This is a genomic window from Bacillus mycoides, from assembly GCF_001757995.1.
GTDB classification, from domain to species: Bacteria; Bacillota; Bacilli; order Bacillales; family Bacillaceae_G; genus Bacillus_A; species Bacillus_A mycoides_B.
This window is the reverse complement of record NZ_LXLV01000027.1, coordinates 28840-47945: the sequence shown is the minus strand read 5'-3', so window position 1 is coordinate 47945 and position 19106 is coordinate 28840. Positions and strand designations below refer to the sequence as shown.

The window sequence follows — 19106 nt, the reverse complement described above, 5'->3', positions numbered from 1 at the left end:
TCCAAGAGTAGATTTGAAACCTCTAAGCCGTATATTACAAAGTAATTTTGCTTATATTAATATTATTTTAGTAATTGAATTAACTATAATGAGCGCTGTTTTGTTTGATAGTCTGTATTTCTTAGTGATTTTTTCACTTAAAACCTCCAGTAATTTACAAAGCGCAATTCTTAACTAGTGTGGATTTTCGTATTTTAATTTTCGTCCTAATAAAGCCATAGTTTTATAGATGTTTTGTTAATGTCTTGTTTTCATTACTACTAAGTATAGTCAACATGAGATTAACATTCTTATTTTTTGTTAGCTAACATGTTAATGACTGTTGATATGTCAATCTCATTCCTGTTATGTATTTCGATCCGGCTTCACGAAATGTCAATCTTATATCAATACTCTGCGAGAAGAATATTTTTGTAAGAAGTATTAAATCTTTAATTGTATATCTAATAGTGGGTTGGGAATCTCTAAGTTACATGTTACAAAAAAACTATTTATGCTAATTATATTACTTTATTAAATATTGTCCGATACAATGGATGAAATTTTGCTTTACATTTTATATATTCTATTAACCTTTTGTTCGAAATACTTTATTAAAATATAGAGAAACATTCTTTATATTTTAATAGGGAATCATTGTATTTATTGATGTTTTTAACCTCTATAAATTTTATATTTCAATTCTTGTTCTAATAAACCTATGGTTTATCCATGTAGTATTAGTTTCTTATTATCCTTATTATCAAGAGGGGTTGACATAAAGTTAACATTTTTATTCTTTCGGAGGTTAACATGTTAATGTCTGTTGATATGTTAATCTCAGTTTGGGTTTGCATTTTGATACTTTTTCGCGAAATGTTAATCTCGTGTCGACATCCTTCAGGAAGAATATCTTTGTAAGAAGTACATATTCTTCAATATTTATGCCGATTGCGCTTCTTTTTAGAGTAACAGTATCAGTATGTCCAAGATTTAGAGATTACTTACATGTATTTTGAATTTTTTGCACCTGAACCGTTTATATTTTTTGTAGGAATTTTTGCTTTTTTGTCGAATACACTTAATGCAAGGAGGGACATTACATGATTATTAAAGACTATTTCATTAATCTATCTATTTTTTCTTTATTAGTTAGCGCAGCAATATTTATTCAAGTGTTTACGATTCATTCCAGGCGATATTTTGAAAAATTCTATGGAGGGATTATCGCCGTTACTTTGATGTTCTTTTCTTTTCCGTACATGGGATTTTCCTATGATCTTCGAGTTGTTCCTCTTATTTTATCTTTTATTTACTTTGGTCGCATTGCTGGTTGGATTACATTAATTAGCATTATTATAATGCGCATCTTTTACATTGGTGGGTATTGGGAACCACCTGTGATGGCCTATTTCGGTATGGGTATTCTATTTACTATTTTTAAAAAATATTTCAAAAGCCTTCATCCATTTAAAAGTGCACCTCTATACTTTTCTGTTTTTGTGGGTATGAAGTGGTTAGTAGGTGTATTCTTTATAACTACAGTGCTTTACACTCCAGGCTTAGTATTTATAGCTTTAGGACTTTTAATCGGTATTTTTCTTATGGAAGCTTACCAAAGATTATATTACTTAACACAGGACTTATCTAAAATGAATCAAAAATTAAAAAAGTCGAAGCAAGAACTCAAAGATACCGTACATGAGCTTCAAGGGGGTATCTTTAAATTTAAAAAAGTGGATAAATATTTTATACATACTTTGTGTGATGGCCAGTTTTATTATCAAAACGGAATTTATTCTGAACGGGTGGTAGGAAAAAGCTTACGTACTATTGATGCTTCTATTATTCCTCCCCATTTAGTTCCACAATTAATGAAGTATTATCTTCAGGCGTGGGAAGGGAAAGAAATTACATTTGAATTACCCTGGCCGAATGATAAAACTATTATTCTTATTGCGCTTAGGCCGATTAAACGAAATGGACAAGTTATTGAAGTTGTTGGTTCTACAGTCGATATAACCGAAAGGAAAAAGGTAGAATCAGAATTAAGATCTACCAAAGAATTACTGGAATCATTTATCAAGCATAATGTAGATGCTATTACCATATCTGATCGAGAAGGGCATATTTTACAAGCCAATAAAGCTTATGAAAATATATTTGGGTGGTCATCACAAGAAATTATAGGTAAGAGATTACCGTGTGTACCAGGTTTCTTAATGGATGAATCACTCAGTAATATTCAGAAAATTCTAACAAGAGAATCCATAGTTACTAGATTAGAAACTGTTAGACAACGTAACGATGGAAGTCTTCTTGATGTCAGTCTGACGGTTTCTCCTATACTAGATGTAAGAGGAAATGTGATAGCTTTATCAGCGATATGTAGAGACATCTCTGAAAGAAAACAAGCAGAAAGAGAACGGCATCGATTACACCAACAATTAAGAGATAGTGAAATGAAGTACCGTGCACTAATCGAACAAGCAACTGACGCAGTATATGTAGTAGAGCTGAATGAGGATCGTGTTCCAAGTCGATTTATTGAGGTAAACCCTGTTGGTTGTAAAAGGTTTGGATATAGTAGAGAAGAACTGCTCTCGTTACCATTTCCAAGTGCAGTACCACAAGATTCTCCAATGATCGTAAGGTTGTTAGAAAAAATTAGAGAGGGACAAACTTCCTTCACTTTGCAAGATGAATATGTTTTTCCAACAGGAAAAATAATAACAACTGAGTTTAGTGTCCGTGTTTTTAACTTAAATGGTAAAGAAGTTTTCCTAAGTATTTCTCGTGATATCACTGAACGGCTAAAAACAGAAGAATTACTACGAAAATCTGAAAAACTTGCTGTTGTAGGACAATTAGCGACTGCAATGGCTCATGAAATTAATAATCCATTAACCGCAATGAAAGGGTTTATGCAATTACTAAAATCAACGGAAAATGAGAATAATCAGGGTTATATAAATATAGTATCATCAGAGATTGAGCGTATAGAAAGTATTACAAATGAATTTATGACGGTAGCTAAACCACAGGTGGTAAAGATACAACCTAATGATATTAGTGTGCTAATGGATCAAGTTTTAATGCTACTGCAACCTCAAGCAATGATGAATAATATACAAATTAGAATCGATTTTACACCTGGTATTCCATTGATTCCATGTGAGGGAAATCAATTAAAACAAGTATTTGTTAATATTTTAAAAAATGCAATTGAATCCATGCAAACGGGAGGAGAAATTTTGATTCAAATTGATAAACTTGATAATGATCAAATAAGCATTCGCTTTATAGATCAAGGGTGTGGGATTCCAAAAGAACGTATACCATATCTAGGAGAACCTTTTTACAGTATTAAGGAAGAGGGGATTGGCTTAGGATTAATGGTCTGTTATAAAATTATCGAAACACATCAAGGAAAGATATTTATTGAGAGTGAAGTAAATAAAGGAACAACAGTTGAAGTTACTCTCCCTATTTGTACAATTCAAAAGTAATACCTTTCTTTACAGATTTTCCGAACGGGAAAGCCCACCCCCTTTAGGGGTGGGCATGTCAATAACTGCTCTTTTTTAGTTTCCTGAATAGCTCCTACTATACTGTTCATAGTTTTGATACAAAAATTCTAAGACTCTTGCAAGTAATCTCCTGAACTTGGATTAGATATTGCAGAATTATTGATTGAAATGCACAAGGAAGAACGTGTTGTGAGGGATCGCGCAGACGGCAAGCAGGGAAGTGAATTTTGGATTACGCTTCCCATCGTATCAGAAAAAAATAAGACGGCTGAAAGACTTTTGTAACATTTATGTTATAAAAGTGAAAGACCTTCTTGCTAACATACTACTACACAGTATGTTACAGGAGGTTTTTTACTTTATGAAAAGAAAATATGTATGGTTTATAGGTGGTTTGATAATTGTAATGGGGATTTTATGGTCATTGTTCCGACCAGAGAAATTATTTATTGATAAGCACGTGAATGAAGCATTGCCACAAACGGAGGTACAATCAACTGAAGCAAAGCAACAAAGTGATCGAGTAATAAGTAAAGGACAGTTTCAAAACGGTGTCCATGAAACAACTGGAACGGCAAAAATTCATCAATTAGCAGATGGAAAACGTGTTTTAAGACTTTCTAATTTTGCAACATCTAATGGGCCAGATGTGCGAGTTGTATTAGTTCCTACGAATCGTTTGAAAAATAATGAAGACGTGAAAAACTATCAGTATATTGAATTGGGAAAATTAAAGGGAAATAAAGGAGACCAAAACTACGAAATTCCTGAAGGGGTAGATGTAAGTGTATATGGTTCAGTTTCGATTTGGTGTAAGAGATTTAATGAAAATTTTGGTGCTGTTTATTTTAAAAAATAAATATGAACATAAAAGTGAGTTTGTGTAACACAAGTATAATTCTATAGAGAAAGAAGGTAATTAATATAGATTAGAAGATTTTTCATACCAATTCCATTATGCGGAATTGGTATTTTTATTGCTCAATATTTCCAGTTTGTTACCTTACAACTGTAATTATGGAATTTCTTTTCTAAACGGACCTCCAGAACTGTTTATAAACAGTTCTGGAGGTCCGTTTCAAATTAATTTTCTTATCATAATATGAACTTATTCATCAATATACACTGGGGAGTTGAAGAATATGGTTTTTTTAATTAAATCATATACGACGGCCGAATGATCACTATTCACAAGGTACATTGAAAGATAGGAATGAAAAGCGGGATTTTTTGCTATCAAATTGGTATCAGTGAATTACCTATATGCGGTGCCATTCTGACATTGGCACTTATCCAAAAATGGGGAGAATTAGGGGCTTCACTATTTTGGCTTCCATGGGGAATAGCATTTGGGCTAGCGACTATCGCTTACTATCAAAGAAGGCGAGGACAGTGTAAATATTGTAGAAGGTTTTAGCATTATTACTTTTTAATAAAAGGAGTTGTTCATTCAAGATGTCAAATACTGAGAAAAAAAGCGAAACCGGAATTCATACTTTTAGATGGTTATCATTATGGCCCAAATGGATTGGGTATACGGCGGTTGTTTGGTCGTTGATGTACTTGATATTAGGTCAGTATTGGGCGTTGGGAGGAAAGGGGTTTCCATTTGGAATAGGGGATCCACAATCTGAATACTCAATGCTAGCTGGTTTGAGGCCTGAGACTGGTGCACCTATAATGGTTGGCTTTGGATTTTTGGGGGTCATTGTAGCTATCATGATGATTCGTGGCTGGGGCAAGGGCCTGTTACGAATCGTATTACTCATATTTGTGTATATGTTAGTAGCGATTTTATTATTTGCAGTTATTGACTACCGTGTTTTGGCGTCTGCAGCATATGGATTTATCTTTTTGATTGGAGCACCATTTGATTTTCCGCATGGAGTTAAATTTTTTGAACAGATGATGTACTGGACGATTGTAAATCAATATATTAGTATGCTAGGAGCTTTTCTATGGAGTGCGACTGCCTTAGTCTATCAACGTCAAACACGAAATGCTTGTTCGTATTGTGGTCGAAATAGTAATCACTCAATATGGACATCACAATCCTCAGCAACATCTTGGGGGAAATGGTGCACTTACGTTGCCATAATAATTCCTATCTGTTATTCCATAACAAGATGGTGTTGGGCTCTAGGCATTTCACTGGGAACTACCAAAGAATTACTTGATTCTTTTGAGCGTGATTCACCTGGAATTTGGTTAATGGGCGCGTCCTTAGCTACTGTAGCTCTCGGAGGGGCAATTCTTACGCTGGGACTTATTCAACCCTGGGGAGAAATTTTCCCGCGTTGGTTTCCGTTTATTGCTGGTAGGCGTGTACCTCTTTCATTAGCGATTATTCCTGCTTCACTGGTTTCTATAATGGTTACTTCAGCGGGTTTGATGTACATCCGGGGGTTTATTAATAAAGGGGGCCTAGATCATAGAGGATGGGCATTGGAAGGTCCAGAGTTATTATGGCCAATTTGGGGAGTGGCTCTGTTTGGTGCTACGATTGCTTACTATTATCGGAGGCGTGGTATGTGTAAATATTGCAAACAGGCTATAAAGTGAAAATTTATTTAGTGCGGAAGCGTACTGCCCGCGAATAGCAGGATAAATAATGTGTTACAGGAAAATAAAATTCTTTTATAACTTAATTTTGAAGGAACAGATACTCTTTTCCTTTTATCGGCTCGTGAGGAAGTATGAAAATCAGAATTTATAATTTAAAAGTCAGCTTAAAGCAATTGCAATAAGTACTGTGAATTGTAATCTTAAGTAAATAAAAAAAGAGAAGAACTCACCAATGTTCTTCTCTTTTTTTATATGTAATTAGGGTTTCCATAACTATAGATATGGATAGAGTAAATTAATGGATGAATAATTTACTCTTAAAATTATAACAGACCCAATAAAGATTTTTATATGTAATATTGCATAAGGAGGGTTAATCTTTAAACTACAATAATTTATGTCAATAAAAAGGAGCCACTGGTGAAATGATGAGTAACGCCTTTTCATATGGCGAGTTTGTTTCATAGTTAATCCTTATATTTTATACCATTCGCCAATCGTGTAAGGTTAAGGGAGATGACAGAAGAAAGGAAGATCTACAAATGAGCGTAGTAAAAAATGGAACATTGCAAGTACCTGGAGCAAACATCTATTATGAGGTACGAGGTGCAGGTCCACTCCTTCTTTTAATCCATGGTGGAGGTGGTGATGCTGATAAGTTTCATAATGTCGCCAATCATCTTGCTGACCGGTATACTGTTGTTACTTACGATCGACGTGGCCATTCTCGTAGCAATCTCGCTAATCGAACTGAGGATTATCAAGTAGAGACACACAGTGATGATGCTCACCGCCTACTAGCTAAACTGACCGATGAACCAGCGTACGTATTTGGAAGTAGCTCTGGTGCTGTCATCGGACTTGATTTATGCATACGACATCCGGGACAGATTCGGATGATTATCCCACACGAACCGGTTTTATTGCAACTTTTATATGACAATGAGCTTGTACAGGCAAAACAATTCTTGGAATATCTTAAGGAGAATCATCGAAATGAGGTTGTAAAGTTACTATCAATTTCAGAAGTGGATACTAACAATTGTGGCCACTCGAAGGATGGGAAAACAGAGCGTCTTTTAAGTAATTCAACGTACTTTGTTGAGCATGAAATTCCGGGGATAATAAACTATTCGCTAGCCATTGATGCATTGAAGGCTAGATTAAAATCTTCACCTATGCAAGTGCTTCCAGCTGGCGGAAGTGCCTCACGAGAATTTTTTGCTTACCGGTGTTCGGCCGTACTAACAGAACTATTGGGAACAAAGTTTGTGGAGTTTCCTGGGCATCATGGGGCCTACAATTCAGAGCTTCATCAAGAGTTTGCTGAAAAACTACACAATATTTTGAAGGCCGAAAATACTTAACATGAATGCCTTAAATAACATCATTTGGTGTGGGATTTTCCTTCTTGGAGTAAATATCAAGACAAAGATATTAACACTGAACTAAACCTAAGAGTCGAAGCTAATCGTCTCTTAAACGTAGGAATTATGGGGATAGTATAATGAAAGAGAGTCCGATAAAATCTGTACTTATTCATCTCCCACTTTAGGGTGAATTTGCAGGTAAGTGGGAGTAGTTCAATCGATTCTGAATAAAATTGATAGTATCAGTCGCAATTTTTTTACGTTTAAGAACAATCCCAGCATGTCCGCATGTATAAATATATCGCGTAGGTCTTTCCCAGGATTTCCACAAGTAGTCCGTGTCCTCAGAATGTACGTATAGATCGTGCTTACCTGAAATTAATAAAATATTTTCTTTTTTTACTTTTGGTAATGCTTGACTCGGTTCAGTGATTTTCCAATAATCTATTAAATCATCATAAGTTACACCATGGTGTTCCAAGTCTTCTTTAATAAACTTACCTGGATTTGTCTTCCAAATAGAATAAGAAAGTCGATTCGCGTAGAAAATGGATGCTAATACATCAATCTCTGGTTCAACAAGAGCTGTTAGGTTAGTAATAAACCCACCTAAACTGATTCCTATTAGAATCAGGGGACCTTTTTTATTTGCTTTAATCCATTTGATCAAAGTTCGTAAATCAGCTACCGCTTGTCTAGTTGCTTGTACAGTTCGTTCAATATGGGCACTTACCATGTATTCTCCACTGAAAAGGGATTGTTCAGGTTCTCTTTCAAAATGATAGGGTAGAGTGAAATAATACATATTCCAGCTCAAGCTGTTCATATGGTCGTGAAATGTTTTTTTTACACGTTCGTTAGAATCCATTCGCCAACCATGAACAAAGATGACATGAGGTGTATCTTCATTTTTATGTAAGTATACTTCTCCAGTTACAGAGTCGTTGCGTGAATCACCAGATTGAACTGAACTTTTATATTTGAAGTGTCCAACTAAGTATTCCTTTTCCTGTTGTGAATGCTTCATGTCAAAATGAATGTCATATGGTGTTACTTTATAAAAGGAATCTATGTCCTTTACACTTAGTGAGGTGTTAGAAAGAGAAGCATACTGAAACTCTGCACTTCTTTTTTTATGCAAATCATACAAGGCGTATCGATCAATGAGTTTTGAAAAAATCAAATTAGCTTCCTCCAACATACATATGGTTTAAAACATGGGCAAAATTCATGTTTTATTTATTCTGTAAATTAATTACAAAATACTAAAAGGATTATTCATCATGACTAGTCTAAATGGATTTCTAGAAGAAAACCAATGTATAAAATATTCTTTTTTCCTATTAATAGGTGCTTGAATTATAAAACTAGGTGATAAATTTGGATATTATAAAGCTAACAATACAATAAAACCATAAATAATTTATACTGAAATCTAAAAAGCAAGTTAATATTCTTATTAATATAAGAGAACATTAACTTGCCTTTAACTTTAAGAATAACCAAAATGCTTAAGTTGATGGATATGTGGTGCTACTCCATTAGAGAAGATATGTAAGCTATTATTAATTCTAAATTAATTCAAACTAACAGATGCTTCTAGTTAACTCTTAGTTCTTCCATATTATTTTCCCTTTTAGATAAATTTAAGTAGAAGTGCGATATTGTTGTAGTGTAATATGGATTAATCCAAAGGTATGGGATATTTAGTGTAAATATTCCTACCAAAGAACCTAAAATAAACCATCCGATAAAACTCAACCATGTTATGAATAAATCTAATTTATGTCCTTGCATCATTTCTTTACTTTTTTTAATCGCTTCACTTGCTGTATATTCTGGATTTTCTATTAAAATATAGTACGCCATAGAATAAGAGAAAAATTTTATAATACCTGGAACAATTAATAATAAACTCCACAAAAGGATAAGTATAGTCTGCAAGATACCTAACTTCAAAGATCTAAATAAATTATTTTTCTTAAATCCTTCAAATAAATCACTAATTGTAGTAGATTCTTTTTTTGCTAAACGCAAAGTGAAATTATTATAGCCGTAACCCATAATGCTTTGTGTAGCAATATAAATAATAAATATAATAGCCCACATAATTACAGTAGCAAGTCCTAGAAAAAAGACGGCTGATGAGTCAGCTATTGCTTCTCCTGTTACCGAGTACTCTACAAAACTATCGGGATCTATCATTCCAATAATTAAGCTAAACAGCATAAATATTAAACATCCAATTATAAACATACCAATTGCAGGAATTCCATAATAAAGAAGCGTTACTCCTACTCCTAATCCCCAATTGCCCCTTATTGAAGATAAGGCTTCTTTTTTTAAGTCACTGATCATGTTAGTCCAACCCCTCAATTTTTTATCACATTAAATGTGAGTTTTTTATGACAAATAGAATGATAACATTTTTTAGAAAAAATAACATTATCTACATCTGTGGAATTTAATTTAAAATATCCGTAAAAGGTAATGAAAAACTACTTAAAAAACGTTACCTTTATATAAAGATATATCTTAAGTTAATTGATATGTGGCTGTACCTCTTAATGAAAATGATTAAGTCATGCTATTTTTTTTAAAATAGTTAAGAGAAAGGTTACTTACTGTTCAAACAATATTGAACTAAACAATAAGGCATACGTAGTATGTTTTTTTTGTTTAGTTAATAAAATTAAGATCATTTGTAAAAAATATTAAATTTATAATTACGCATAAAAAAAGAATTCCTTAAGATTCTGGAATTCTTTTTCTTGTTTAAAGTTTGCTCACACAAATGATCTGCACAGCAATTCATCTTTGATATACGGATCATTTGTATGAAAAGTTATTCCTAATAATTGTGTAATAATGAACTTATATTCCTGCTTTTAAAGGTTCTGTTACAAATTTTAAAATTACCATTGCGATTTCCATTTCCATATTATTTCCTCCTCTGCTTATGTGTTAAGATGTGATGCAACTTTATGCTTTCATAATGGTAAGCGTTTATATTGATATCAATACATTTCTATATGCAATATTGCATCTTAAAACCAACTTTTATACTGTTATAATGAAAGAGAAAAATTCTACAGCATTTTTCGAAATACTAAACAACAATTGAAAACGAAATTTCTCGTAAATAAAAAAGGAAGAGAATTATAAAAATTCTCTTCCTTTTTTATTTCTTCATAGATTTAGTGATATAGGAGATATGTCCGGCTTACATTTCAACTACATAATTTTTCCGATCACCCAAATAAAAGGAATCAAGAATACTACCACATTTAATATTATCCCGATTTTCGCTCCAATATTTTTATCTATTTGATAAGAAAAAATAGCTAGGATAAATCCAATTGGACAAAGAAATACTGGTAAAAGTATAGAGACTCCAAAAAATTCAGTTAAAATAATTTTGTATGCAACATTAACAATAGATAAAATCAATAAAACCGGTATTAAAATCGATATAATTGTGCCTATTCTCTTTTTTTTAATCATAATAGCCTCTTTTTTGTTTAAATAAAATATATTGCTCCATAGATTATAAAGGAAAAAACACTGTCATTAAGCTAGTGTTTTTTCCTTCTTGATAAGAAGCTTATAAATAATAAATTATTGCCGGTAAGATAAATACAAATAATACATAGTTATATATTTTTGCTGTGCCATTCATTATTTTCACTACATTACTTCATAATCCAATTGTACAAAGACTGAATATCACCATTGTGGATCCTTTAAAATTAATTGATTATCATTAATATGTAAATGTTATATTTTAAATAATTTAAATAAAATTACAATAATTTCATGTAAATTATTTTCGTATCAAAGGGTACACCTTTTGATATGGTGTGATTTCTATGAAAAACAATGTGTCAAAAAGTTTGAGATAACATATTGAAGAAGGAATACGGCCATATGCCCATCAACCTAGCAAAAAAGCTTGCCAAAAAATGATATAAACGAACTTTGTTATTATAAAAGACATAGAACAATAAACACGTACTTCATATTTATTTTTGTTGTGGACGATAAAAAACATCTACCAATTGATTATACTCGCTTCTTGTAATTTCTTTATTATACAGTTTAATTAATAACTCCTTATGCGCTTTCGAAAACGCCATTTTATCAATAAATTTTGGATACATACAATCATTTTCTCCCCGTCTGATAAATTATTCTGTTGAATTTTGTCTATTTCCCCTGAATATTTTTAAAAATAAACCTACAATGTTTTATGAAATATTACATATCGAAATGATTGGATATTTTATAAGCGCTTACTATTATGAAAATGACAACAACCCTTTATTTCTCCTATGAGGAGGGGGAATCAAAAATATAAAACCATTATATTTAAAGTTTAATCTACATGAATCGACATGAAAAGATTTTTTTAGACGAAATAATACATAATTTCATGTAATGGTACATATCCAAATAAAGTAAAAATGCATTTAAGGTACCATTATATTACAATGAAGGACTTTGAAACTATTTTACTGAAATGAGTATGGTGAACTTTAAAGTATTAATGAAGATGATGACGTTGACTTTGTTTTCGATAGAAAAGTTAAGCGCCCATAATGGGTGATTTGTTCTTCATTATATATAAATTGATGAATGAATAATAATCTATTAAAATTAAACAAAAATGTATTTGAAAAATTTTAGGTGAGAAAATTTGGATTTAATTCGAAAATTAACTCGTATTTACATCTTAGGGATTTATCGCTATTTTTGTTCTTTATTATATATTTGCACCAGAACCATTGTAAGTCTTAATTCTAAGATTTCAATTACAAAAGCAACAGGAGTATATGACTTAACACCAATACTCGTACATAACCCCTTCCAAAAATTAGTTGTAACTAATAAGCAAGTGGAAACGGCTATAAGAGTGGGTGTTAATGTAAAAAAATAAGATATATGGTGAGTTTTGAGAATCCTTATGTAGCTTTGAAATTAAGTCGTACTGTTTATAAAAAATTGCACCGTTTTGAAACTAGAAATTAACGATTATGATATGATTTTGTCTTTAGTGAATTGCAGGCGTAAGGTGTTTTTTCGGTAGGTGGTGCAAAAAAACACCATTAAATTCTTCTATATGATTGTTAAGATAGAAGAGATATATTAATGTATGGAAGGGGTGGTTTTATGAAGTTTGGTAAAAAGGGATTATTGGTTGTAGCAAGTTTAAGTCTTTTCGCTTTATCTGCGTGTGGAAAATCTGCAAAAGAAACAGTTGTTTCGTCAACAGAAAACATTTTAAATGCAAAACAAATGGAATCAAGCGGTTCAATTTCTATTAAACTCGATTCTAATGCGAAAGATATGAAACCAGAAGATAAAGCGGCAATTGATATGTTAAAAAACATATCAATTACAGTTGATTCAAAAACAGATAAAGATGCAAAAAAAGATGAAATAACAATTGGTGCAAATATTAAAACAGATGCAATGAAAATGGATATATCGATTCCAATGCTTATGGATGAAGGGAAAAAGGCTTTATATGTAAAAGCGAATAATGTAAAATCACTATTACAATTAGCTGGCATTCCTGGTGATAGTTTTTCTACTCTAGAAGGAAAAGTTATCAAAATGGATATGAAAGATTTAGGAGAAGTAGATATAAAAGAATCTACGGAAATCCAAGGAAAAGTACAGAAATTGTTATTAGATGCAATCAAAGCGCTTCCTGAAGACAACTTTACAAAAGAAAAAGATGTATATACTGTGAAATTAACAGGTAAAGCTTTAAAAGCAGTGATTGAAAAGATATTTGATGAAATGTCTACAATGAAAAACTTCACTGGAACAAAACAAGAAATTGCAGACTTTAAGAAAGAATTGGAAGGTGCAAACCTTGGTAAATCTTCTGTTTCTTTAATTTATACAATGGATGGAAAAATAATTAAAAAACAGGATGCAGCAATTCATTTCGAAGCAAAAAATCCTAAAGATGAAAAAGAAACATTTAAATTTGATATGAATATTCATTCTGATATCAAATCTATCGATAAACCAATCAAATTCACATTCGATACTTCTGAAAAGAACATTGTTCCAATGGATGAGTTGCAAAAAATGATTGGTGAATTTATGAATCAATTCATGATGAATGGTGAAATGGATGGCGGGAAAGTAACTCCTGTTCAACCAACTCCAACAGAACCTGCAGCATAAAAAAGGCATAGACATTAAGTTAACAAAAATAAACCAGATGCTGATAAGCATCTGGTTTATTTTTGTTAACTATAGAATATAAGCTTTCCTATTTGACATATTCAAATAGGATTTCAATATATATTTTTTTTGTACGATGTTTATTTAAGAAAGATAAGGTATTGTAAATTATGTTTTGTATTGTCATTTTCATCTCCTTATTTAGATATAGTAAGTGATAGATTATCATATTTTTGAAATTTTAGTTGATTTATTAAATATAAAATATATCTAGTATGTTATCTTTTTCTTCTTTATTGATACCAATATATTTAAGTGTAATTTGTGGTGTACTATGATTGAGTATTTCTTGCAACATGGCTACATCTTTTGTTTGTTTATAGAATCAATAACCGAAGGTTTTGCGCATGGTGTGGGTCCCAATAGATTCTACACCGGCAAAGTTTCCGGCTTTTTGCAATTGTCGATAAGCTTGGATCTTACTAATGGGTTGATCTCCTTCTCGGGGAGGGAATAACCAGGTGTTTTTTTAGGGTTTGAGCATATGAGTAGATCTCATCAAAAATAGAAGTAAGATTAATCATGCGTTCTTTCTTTGTTTTTCCCTCTTTGATCTTGAATTCTTTTCTCTATTTTCGTTTTAACTTTAATATAGTTTGTATTTCGATTTGGAGTAAATCGCTGACACGTAATCCTGTATTGATTCCAATTAGAAATAGAATATAGTCTCGTTCTGAACAGTGGTGTTTTAGGGCCCATTTCATATCTTCAATTTGTTCTTTTGTTCGAATGGGTTGGACATCAATGAGATGTGGTTTTTTATTCATGGATTTTCGATCTCTTTATTTATAATGTTTTCAATGTATACTTTTGTTTTGTGTTTTGAGGATATCAGAGCATTCGGCCGGAGATGTATATCATCAGGGGGTAAAACCTGCAGAACGGAAATGCCCAGCATGTAAAAATCATTTAGTCGTTAGAGATTCAAATAAAAAAGGGAATAAGTTTTTGGGCTGTTCTCAATATCCTACATGTACACATACAGAGCCAAGCAATACGTGAGCTTTGATGAAAATCCAGCACTTTTTCCTTTTTTGTAAAAATGCGTTAAAAAAATGAGGTTTGATTTGAAAACGGCTTTCCAAATCGGTTTATTTTGCGTTTTGATGAAGAAGTTAATACAATAGTCTTATTCATAATAAAAACGCATGTAAAGATAGATACAGGCTTTACATGTGTTTTTAGGGAAGATGAAAAGGGTACTCATGATTTATGACTTGAATTCTTTCTCTACGAACTGGCGAATTGCTTCATTTCGATTCTTCAGCCTATTTCCATGCCAATAATTTTCTATTTGTTCCACTTGTTCTTTTGTAAATGTAACTAAATTTTCATGTATGGGGAAAGCTTGTTATAATAGTGGAGAATAACTTGGGTCCAATTGATAATGAAATGGGGAAAGATGCTAGATGAAAGCAACCGGAGTGACTAGAAAAGTAGATGATTTAGGGCGTGTGGTAATTCCAAAGGAACTTAGAAATACGCTAGGTATTAAAGAAAAATCACCATTAGAGATCTTTGTAGAAGGTGAAGACATTGTTTTACAGAAATATCAGCCCGGTGGCGTTTGTGCATTAACAGGAGAGGTATCAAATCGTAACATATCATTAGCAAACGGTAAGATAACATTAAGTCCAGAAGGCGCAGAACTATTAATAAAAGAAGTAGAACAGTACCTTGTAAAATAAGTGGCTCCTTTCAAGGGACTTTTATTAAAATTAATATAGTAATTTCGTGTATCGTAATATTTATAAAAATATTTACCAAAAATAGAATCAATTCCATTCCTTTTTGTAAAAATTTAGTTAGTGTATATTTTCGTATCGGTTTTAGAAAAACAAAAGCTAGAAGAATTTATCGAATTCTCTGAACGAAGATTGCATGAGAAACATATGTGAAAAGGAAAAAATAATAAAAAGGCTAGTTAGTCCATTATAAGGGCTAACTGGCCTTTTTATTTACTAAAGTGAACCTTGATAAATGAAATAAATCTCGGCTGATCCCCACTAATTACTCTCACCTGAATACACTTTTAAGTGTTCCATTGCTATGGATATGGCATGTTTTTCTGTATCAATTAACGATAACCCCTGCTTAATAGGAGCTCAATACTCATATCCGTAATCCTCAAACCAGGCAAAAACTTCTGTAGTGTAAAAACCATCATTTCGTTTGATAACTTGAACTTTGTATCTTTTGCTTGTGGAAACAATCTCTTTAATGATTTCTTTCATTGTCTATCTCCCTCTACCTTATATCCAGATTGTACCACATCAAGAATATAGATGATGAAAGGTATTTTGATTGCATAAGGTATTCATATTAAGTTTACATAAAACATCATTATCAGCATCAATATATCTAGAAACAAAAAAATTCCTTCAATTTTCTTTGTATGTTGGCCGTTAAATACGGTCTTTTCCAAAACCAATGATGATTTCACCTTCATGGTAAAATTCTATAACAAAATTATTTGGACAAAAAAGATAAGTGTCGCTACCAACCGCCGTAACATCGTCAATATTACGTAATATATCGTTTGAATTTGCATAGAGAATGGGAGCAGGTCCAGTACTCCATAGGATATAGATTTTACTTTCCAATGGGATAAGATGAGATATTTGATCCATGGAGTCAATGGCATGTTTAAGGGCAACCATATTCCAATTGATTCGTCCCCACCATTCAAAAGGGTATGAGTCATTTAATAATTTGTATATTTCTGATCCTCTTTCAGGAGATAATTCTTTAGCTTCCGCACCTAACACGCAGACGCATTCGTCATATAAAGCACCGAGTAGGTTTATACTTTTTTCTATTTGCTTCAAGAAGTTCTAAGAGTCTTTGAGACCTGTTGTTTTTATTCATCATTTAGCACACCATAAGGTAAATGAAAATACATACTAAAATCTTTATAAATAGATAAAAACTCTTTTATTTCTTGGCTAATATCTTCTAGATTCCCATATATATTATCTTCGGCTAAATTTATTTCCTCATTAAAATTATACAGCTGTTTATCTACATTATAGAACCCTTCACAGCAATTATTATGTACTAATTTAAATATAAATGGTTTTATTTTCAATGCATTTTCTCCAGTTATAATAAATTTCTCATATAAAAGTCCCAGTATAATTTTCACTGGTAATTTTTCATCATATCTTCCCTTTATGTTTTTTAATTTAGATGCAATATCGACCAATTTATCATTACTGGATAAAGAAACGTCAATAATTTCATTAGCAGGACTATCTAGTGTTTCAATAGTTTGATCAGCCCAATTAATTACATCAGTTTTTGAAAATAAACCAATTTGTAATTCTATCCTAAAAACCTCAGCCATTTTTTGTTTTAGCCATATATATGATTCTTTAGATTTTTAGATGGGTATACACCACTTGGACATTATTAATAAGAGCCTAATAAAAAATTATCTTGGATGCAAGAGGATTTTTTTATTGGGAATAGTAAGGACGAGGGGAGGTGCATTACATATGGGAAAAGGTAGAAGTAATAATGCTGGTAAAAAACAACCGAATTTCGATGATTCGTCTAATTTCGCTAAACAAAGCCAACCGACAGAAAAGAAGAAGAAATAAGAAAAGGAGCTCTCTTTATCAAGAGAGCTCCTTTTTAAGATATATTGACGTATCGATCACTCAACCAAATAGTCATAAGTGTAGTTTTGAAATAAAGTCGTACCGTTTTTTTATGATGAATTGAAATCTGTCTGTGACTTCGTTTTTTTCTTATTTAGCTATCAGAGAAAATTAGTTTAATCAACAAATTAAGGTAAATGTGGTACTGTTGTGATATTGGTTCATAAAAAAGGATCTGTCAAAAAAATGGTTTTGAATTCGATTACAAAGTGAAATGGAAGGAAGATTTTTAAATAGTAAAATAATCTGAAGTTAGGAAAAACGTAGAAAGATTAAATTTCTATGTTTTTTTGCATCCATTCAATGCTACATATGTACATATTCATTATTGAAGTTATTAACGATAAAATGTATTATAGAAAAGCGCAATTTTTAATTCAAGTAAGCGGGAATGTGTATTCGTAATAAATAAAATATTCAGAAATAATAGTATTGTCTGGAAAACGAGGTGGAATTAATAGAGACATTACATATTAAATGGTATGGATTGTATAGTTTAAATGACTTTTACAGTAGAGAAGAAGCTTTTAAGAAGGTTATAAAAAAAGAAATAATGCTCTATATAGAAAAAAATAAAGGCGCTTTATACAAAAGATAAGGGGACTTCATAAAGATTCGTTTTGTCATGAAAGCGAATTAAAGGTTAAATTAGGAATAATAGAATTCCCTAGTGGCGAAAGCTATTCTGAAAAGAAGGTAAAAGAGGTAAAATCTCTTTTGATTTTACGGCATATCCATTGGAAAGCGCAAACTAAAGAGGGTATTTGATTTTAAAAATTATAAATCGGTGAAGAAGAGGCTTAATTGTTAAAAAGTAAACTTAAGTACAGAAACTTATCAATCTTTAATTTATTAAACTATTTTTGAATAACATATGTCAGATACTTGAAAAAGCATGAATTTTATTATTTTTATATGGAATTCTGTATGGGAAGTGTAGTTCATTTTTATTATTTAATAAAAACATTAAGATTCTTAGGAACAATACGTAAAGATTAGTGGCGAAAATAAACACGGAGGTTTGAAAAATGGGACAAGGAAGCAGGTTTCAAGCAAAACAACAAAATCGTCGTAATAAGGGGATATTTAATATCGCATTTAGTGTGGTATTAGTAACAGTTGGCATAGTGACATATCAGTTGTTTTTCACTTCTGATACATCAAAGAAAGCAATTGCTCAAGAAAAGAAAGCAACAAAGATAGAAGAAAAGAAAAACGAAGATAAAGAAGCAGCAAAGATAGAAGAAAAGAAAAACGAAGATAAAGAAGCAGCAAAGATAGAAGAAAAGAAAAACGAAGATAAAGAAGCGGCAAAGATAGAAGAAAAGAAAAACGAAGATAAAGAAACAGCACATTTAGAAGAGAAACAAAAAGTAGAAGAACCTGTAAAAACGAACGAAAATGAAAATAAAGAGGGAGAAAAAACGATATCTCAAGAAAAGGGTTCTCAAACTAATCCTTCTTGGAAGCCAATTGGTACAGAGCAAGGAGCAAAACCTGCAATGAAATTTAAAGAAGGAACAGTAGATTGGAATGAGATGAAAAAAGCAATTTCATATGCTGTTGATGTTCCAGAGAGTCAATTGATTTTTGATTTTATTGGGAATAGTGGTAATAATAAAGCTTACGGTAATGTACGAGATAAGCAAAGTAATAAAAAATATAAGGTTGATATTGATTGGGTAGAGAATCAGGGTTGGAAACCAGTATCTGTTCAAGTGGTAAAATAAATAAGAGAA

The 19106-nt window shown here is 31.8% G+C and carries 13 protein-coding genes and 5 pseudogenes; 11 read left to right on the top strand and 7 right to left on the bottom strand.

The features are described from left to right. Positions 1–1082 precede the first annotated feature (1082 nt). From BWGOE10_RS11435 to BWGOE10_RS11420, 5 genes and pseudogenes are all read left to right on the top strand, one after another. Positions 1083–3488, top strand: a complete 2406-nt coding sequence (locus BWGOE10_RS11435) for a PAS domain S-box protein (RefSeq protein WP_070142959.1) — start codon at positions 1083–1085, stop codon at positions 3486–3488. A gap of 156 nt (positions 3489–3644) precedes the next feature. Then, a pseudogene (locus BWGOE10_RS33370) lies at positions 3645–3794 on the top strand (sensor histidine kinase); the annotation flags it as partial. Positions 3795–3870: 76 nt separating this feature from the next. Further along, a complete protein-coding gene (locus BWGOE10_RS11430) occupies positions 3871–4368 on the top strand; it encodes a DM13 domain-containing protein (protein WP_070142957.1) in 498 nt (165 codons plus the stop codon). Between the two features lie 596 nt (positions 4369–4964). Beyond that, positions 4965–6071 carry a hypothetical protein gene (locus tag BWGOE10_RS11425; protein ID WP_070142955.1) on the top strand — a complete coding sequence of 369 codons (1107 nt, stop codon included), beginning with the start codon at positions 4965–4967 and terminating at the stop codon, positions 6069–6071. Between the two features lie 545 nt (positions 6072–6616). Then, positions 6617–7441, top strand: a complete 825-nt coding sequence (locus BWGOE10_RS11420; RefSeq protein WP_070142953.1) for an alpha/beta fold hydrolase — start codon at positions 6617–6619, stop codon at positions 7439–7441. A 184-nt stretch (positions 7442–7625) separates the two neighbouring features. Here BWGOE10_RS11420 and BWGOE10_RS11415 read toward each other — a convergent pair whose 3' ends face one another. The 3 genes from BWGOE10_RS11415 to BWGOE10_RS11405 form a co-directional block, all read right to left on the bottom strand. Next, positions 7626–8642, bottom strand: coding sequence for an alpha/beta hydrolase (locus BWGOE10_RS11415; RefSeq protein ID WP_081338125.1), 1017 nt, complete (start codon positions 8640–8642; stop codon positions 7626–7628). Positions 8643–9043: 401 nt separating this feature from the next. Next, positions 9044–9802 (bottom strand): DUF975 family protein, encoded by a 759-nt coding sequence (locus BWGOE10_RS11410; RefSeq protein WP_070142950.1) that lies wholly within the window; start codon positions 9800–9802, stop codon positions 9044–9046. Positions 9803–10678: 876 nt separating this feature from the next. Next, a complete protein-coding gene (locus tag BWGOE10_RS11405; RefSeq protein ID WP_070142948.1) occupies positions 10679–10948 on the bottom strand; it encodes a hypothetical protein in 270 nt (89 codons plus the stop codon). 1192 nt (positions 10949–12140) lie between these two features. Between BWGOE10_RS11405 and BWGOE10_RS11400 the strand changes: the two genes are divergently transcribed. Together BWGOE10_RS11400 and BWGOE10_RS11395 are read left to right on the top strand one after the other, a co-directional pair. Continuing rightward, entirely contained in the window at positions 12141–12380 is a 240-nt protein-coding gene (locus BWGOE10_RS11400) for a hypothetical protein (RefSeq protein ID WP_070142946.1), read from the top strand. Between the two features lie 233 nt (positions 12381–12613). Next, positions 12614–13645, top strand: coding sequence for a hypothetical protein (locus BWGOE10_RS11395; protein WP_070142981.1), 1032 nt, complete (start codon positions 12614–12616; stop codon positions 13643–13645). 253 nt (positions 13646–13898) lie between these two features. Here BWGOE10_RS11395 and BWGOE10_RS11390 read toward each other — a convergent pair. Continuing rightward, a pseudogene (locus BWGOE10_RS11390) lies at positions 13899–14472 on the bottom strand (tyrosine-type recombinase/integrase). A 67-nt stretch (positions 14473–14539) separates the two neighbouring features. Between BWGOE10_RS11390 and BWGOE10_RS29855 the strand changes: the two are divergent. Then, positions 14540–14707: pseudogene (locus tag BWGOE10_RS29855) on the top strand (topoisomerase DNA-binding C4 zinc finger domain-containing protein); the annotation flags it as partial. A gap of 407 nt (positions 14708–15114) precedes the next feature. Further along, on the top strand, positions 15115–15393 hold the full coding sequence (locus BWGOE10_RS11385; protein WP_000648339.1) for an AbrB/MazE/SpoVT family DNA-binding domain-containing protein: 279 nt from the start codon (positions 15115–15117) through the stop codon (positions 15391–15393). A gap of 318 nt (positions 15394–15711) precedes the next feature. On the opposite strand, the pseudogene BWGOE10_RS11380 reads toward BWGOE10_RS11385, so the two are convergent. The 3 genes and pseudogenes from BWGOE10_RS11380 to BWGOE10_RS11370 form a co-directional block, all read right to left on the bottom strand. Next, a pseudogene (locus BWGOE10_RS11380) lies at positions 15712–15939 on the bottom strand (hypothetical protein). Between the two features lie 171 nt (positions 15940–16110). Further along, a complete protein-coding gene (locus BWGOE10_RS11375; RefSeq protein WP_236735966.1) occupies positions 16111–16533 on the bottom strand; it encodes a hypothetical protein in 423 nt (140 codons plus the stop codon). 32 nt (positions 16534–16565) lie between these two features. Next, the gene (locus BWGOE10_RS11370) at positions 16566–17051 is read right to left on the bottom strand and encodes a hypothetical protein (RefSeq protein ID WP_070142944.1); all 486 of its coding nucleotides are present in this window, start codon (positions 17049–17051) and stop codon (positions 16566–16568) included. Positions 17052–17815: 764 nt separating this feature from the next. Between BWGOE10_RS11370 and BWGOE10_RS29850 the strand changes: the two are divergent. Further along, a pseudogene (locus BWGOE10_RS29850) lies at positions 17816–18158 on the top strand (sodium:proton symporter). 237 nt (positions 18159–18395) lie between these two features. Next, positions 18396–19097, top strand: coding sequence for a YrrS family protein (locus BWGOE10_RS11365; protein ID WP_070142943.1), 702 nt, complete (start codon positions 18396–18398; stop codon positions 19095–19097). Positions 19098–19106 lie beyond the last annotated feature (9 nt).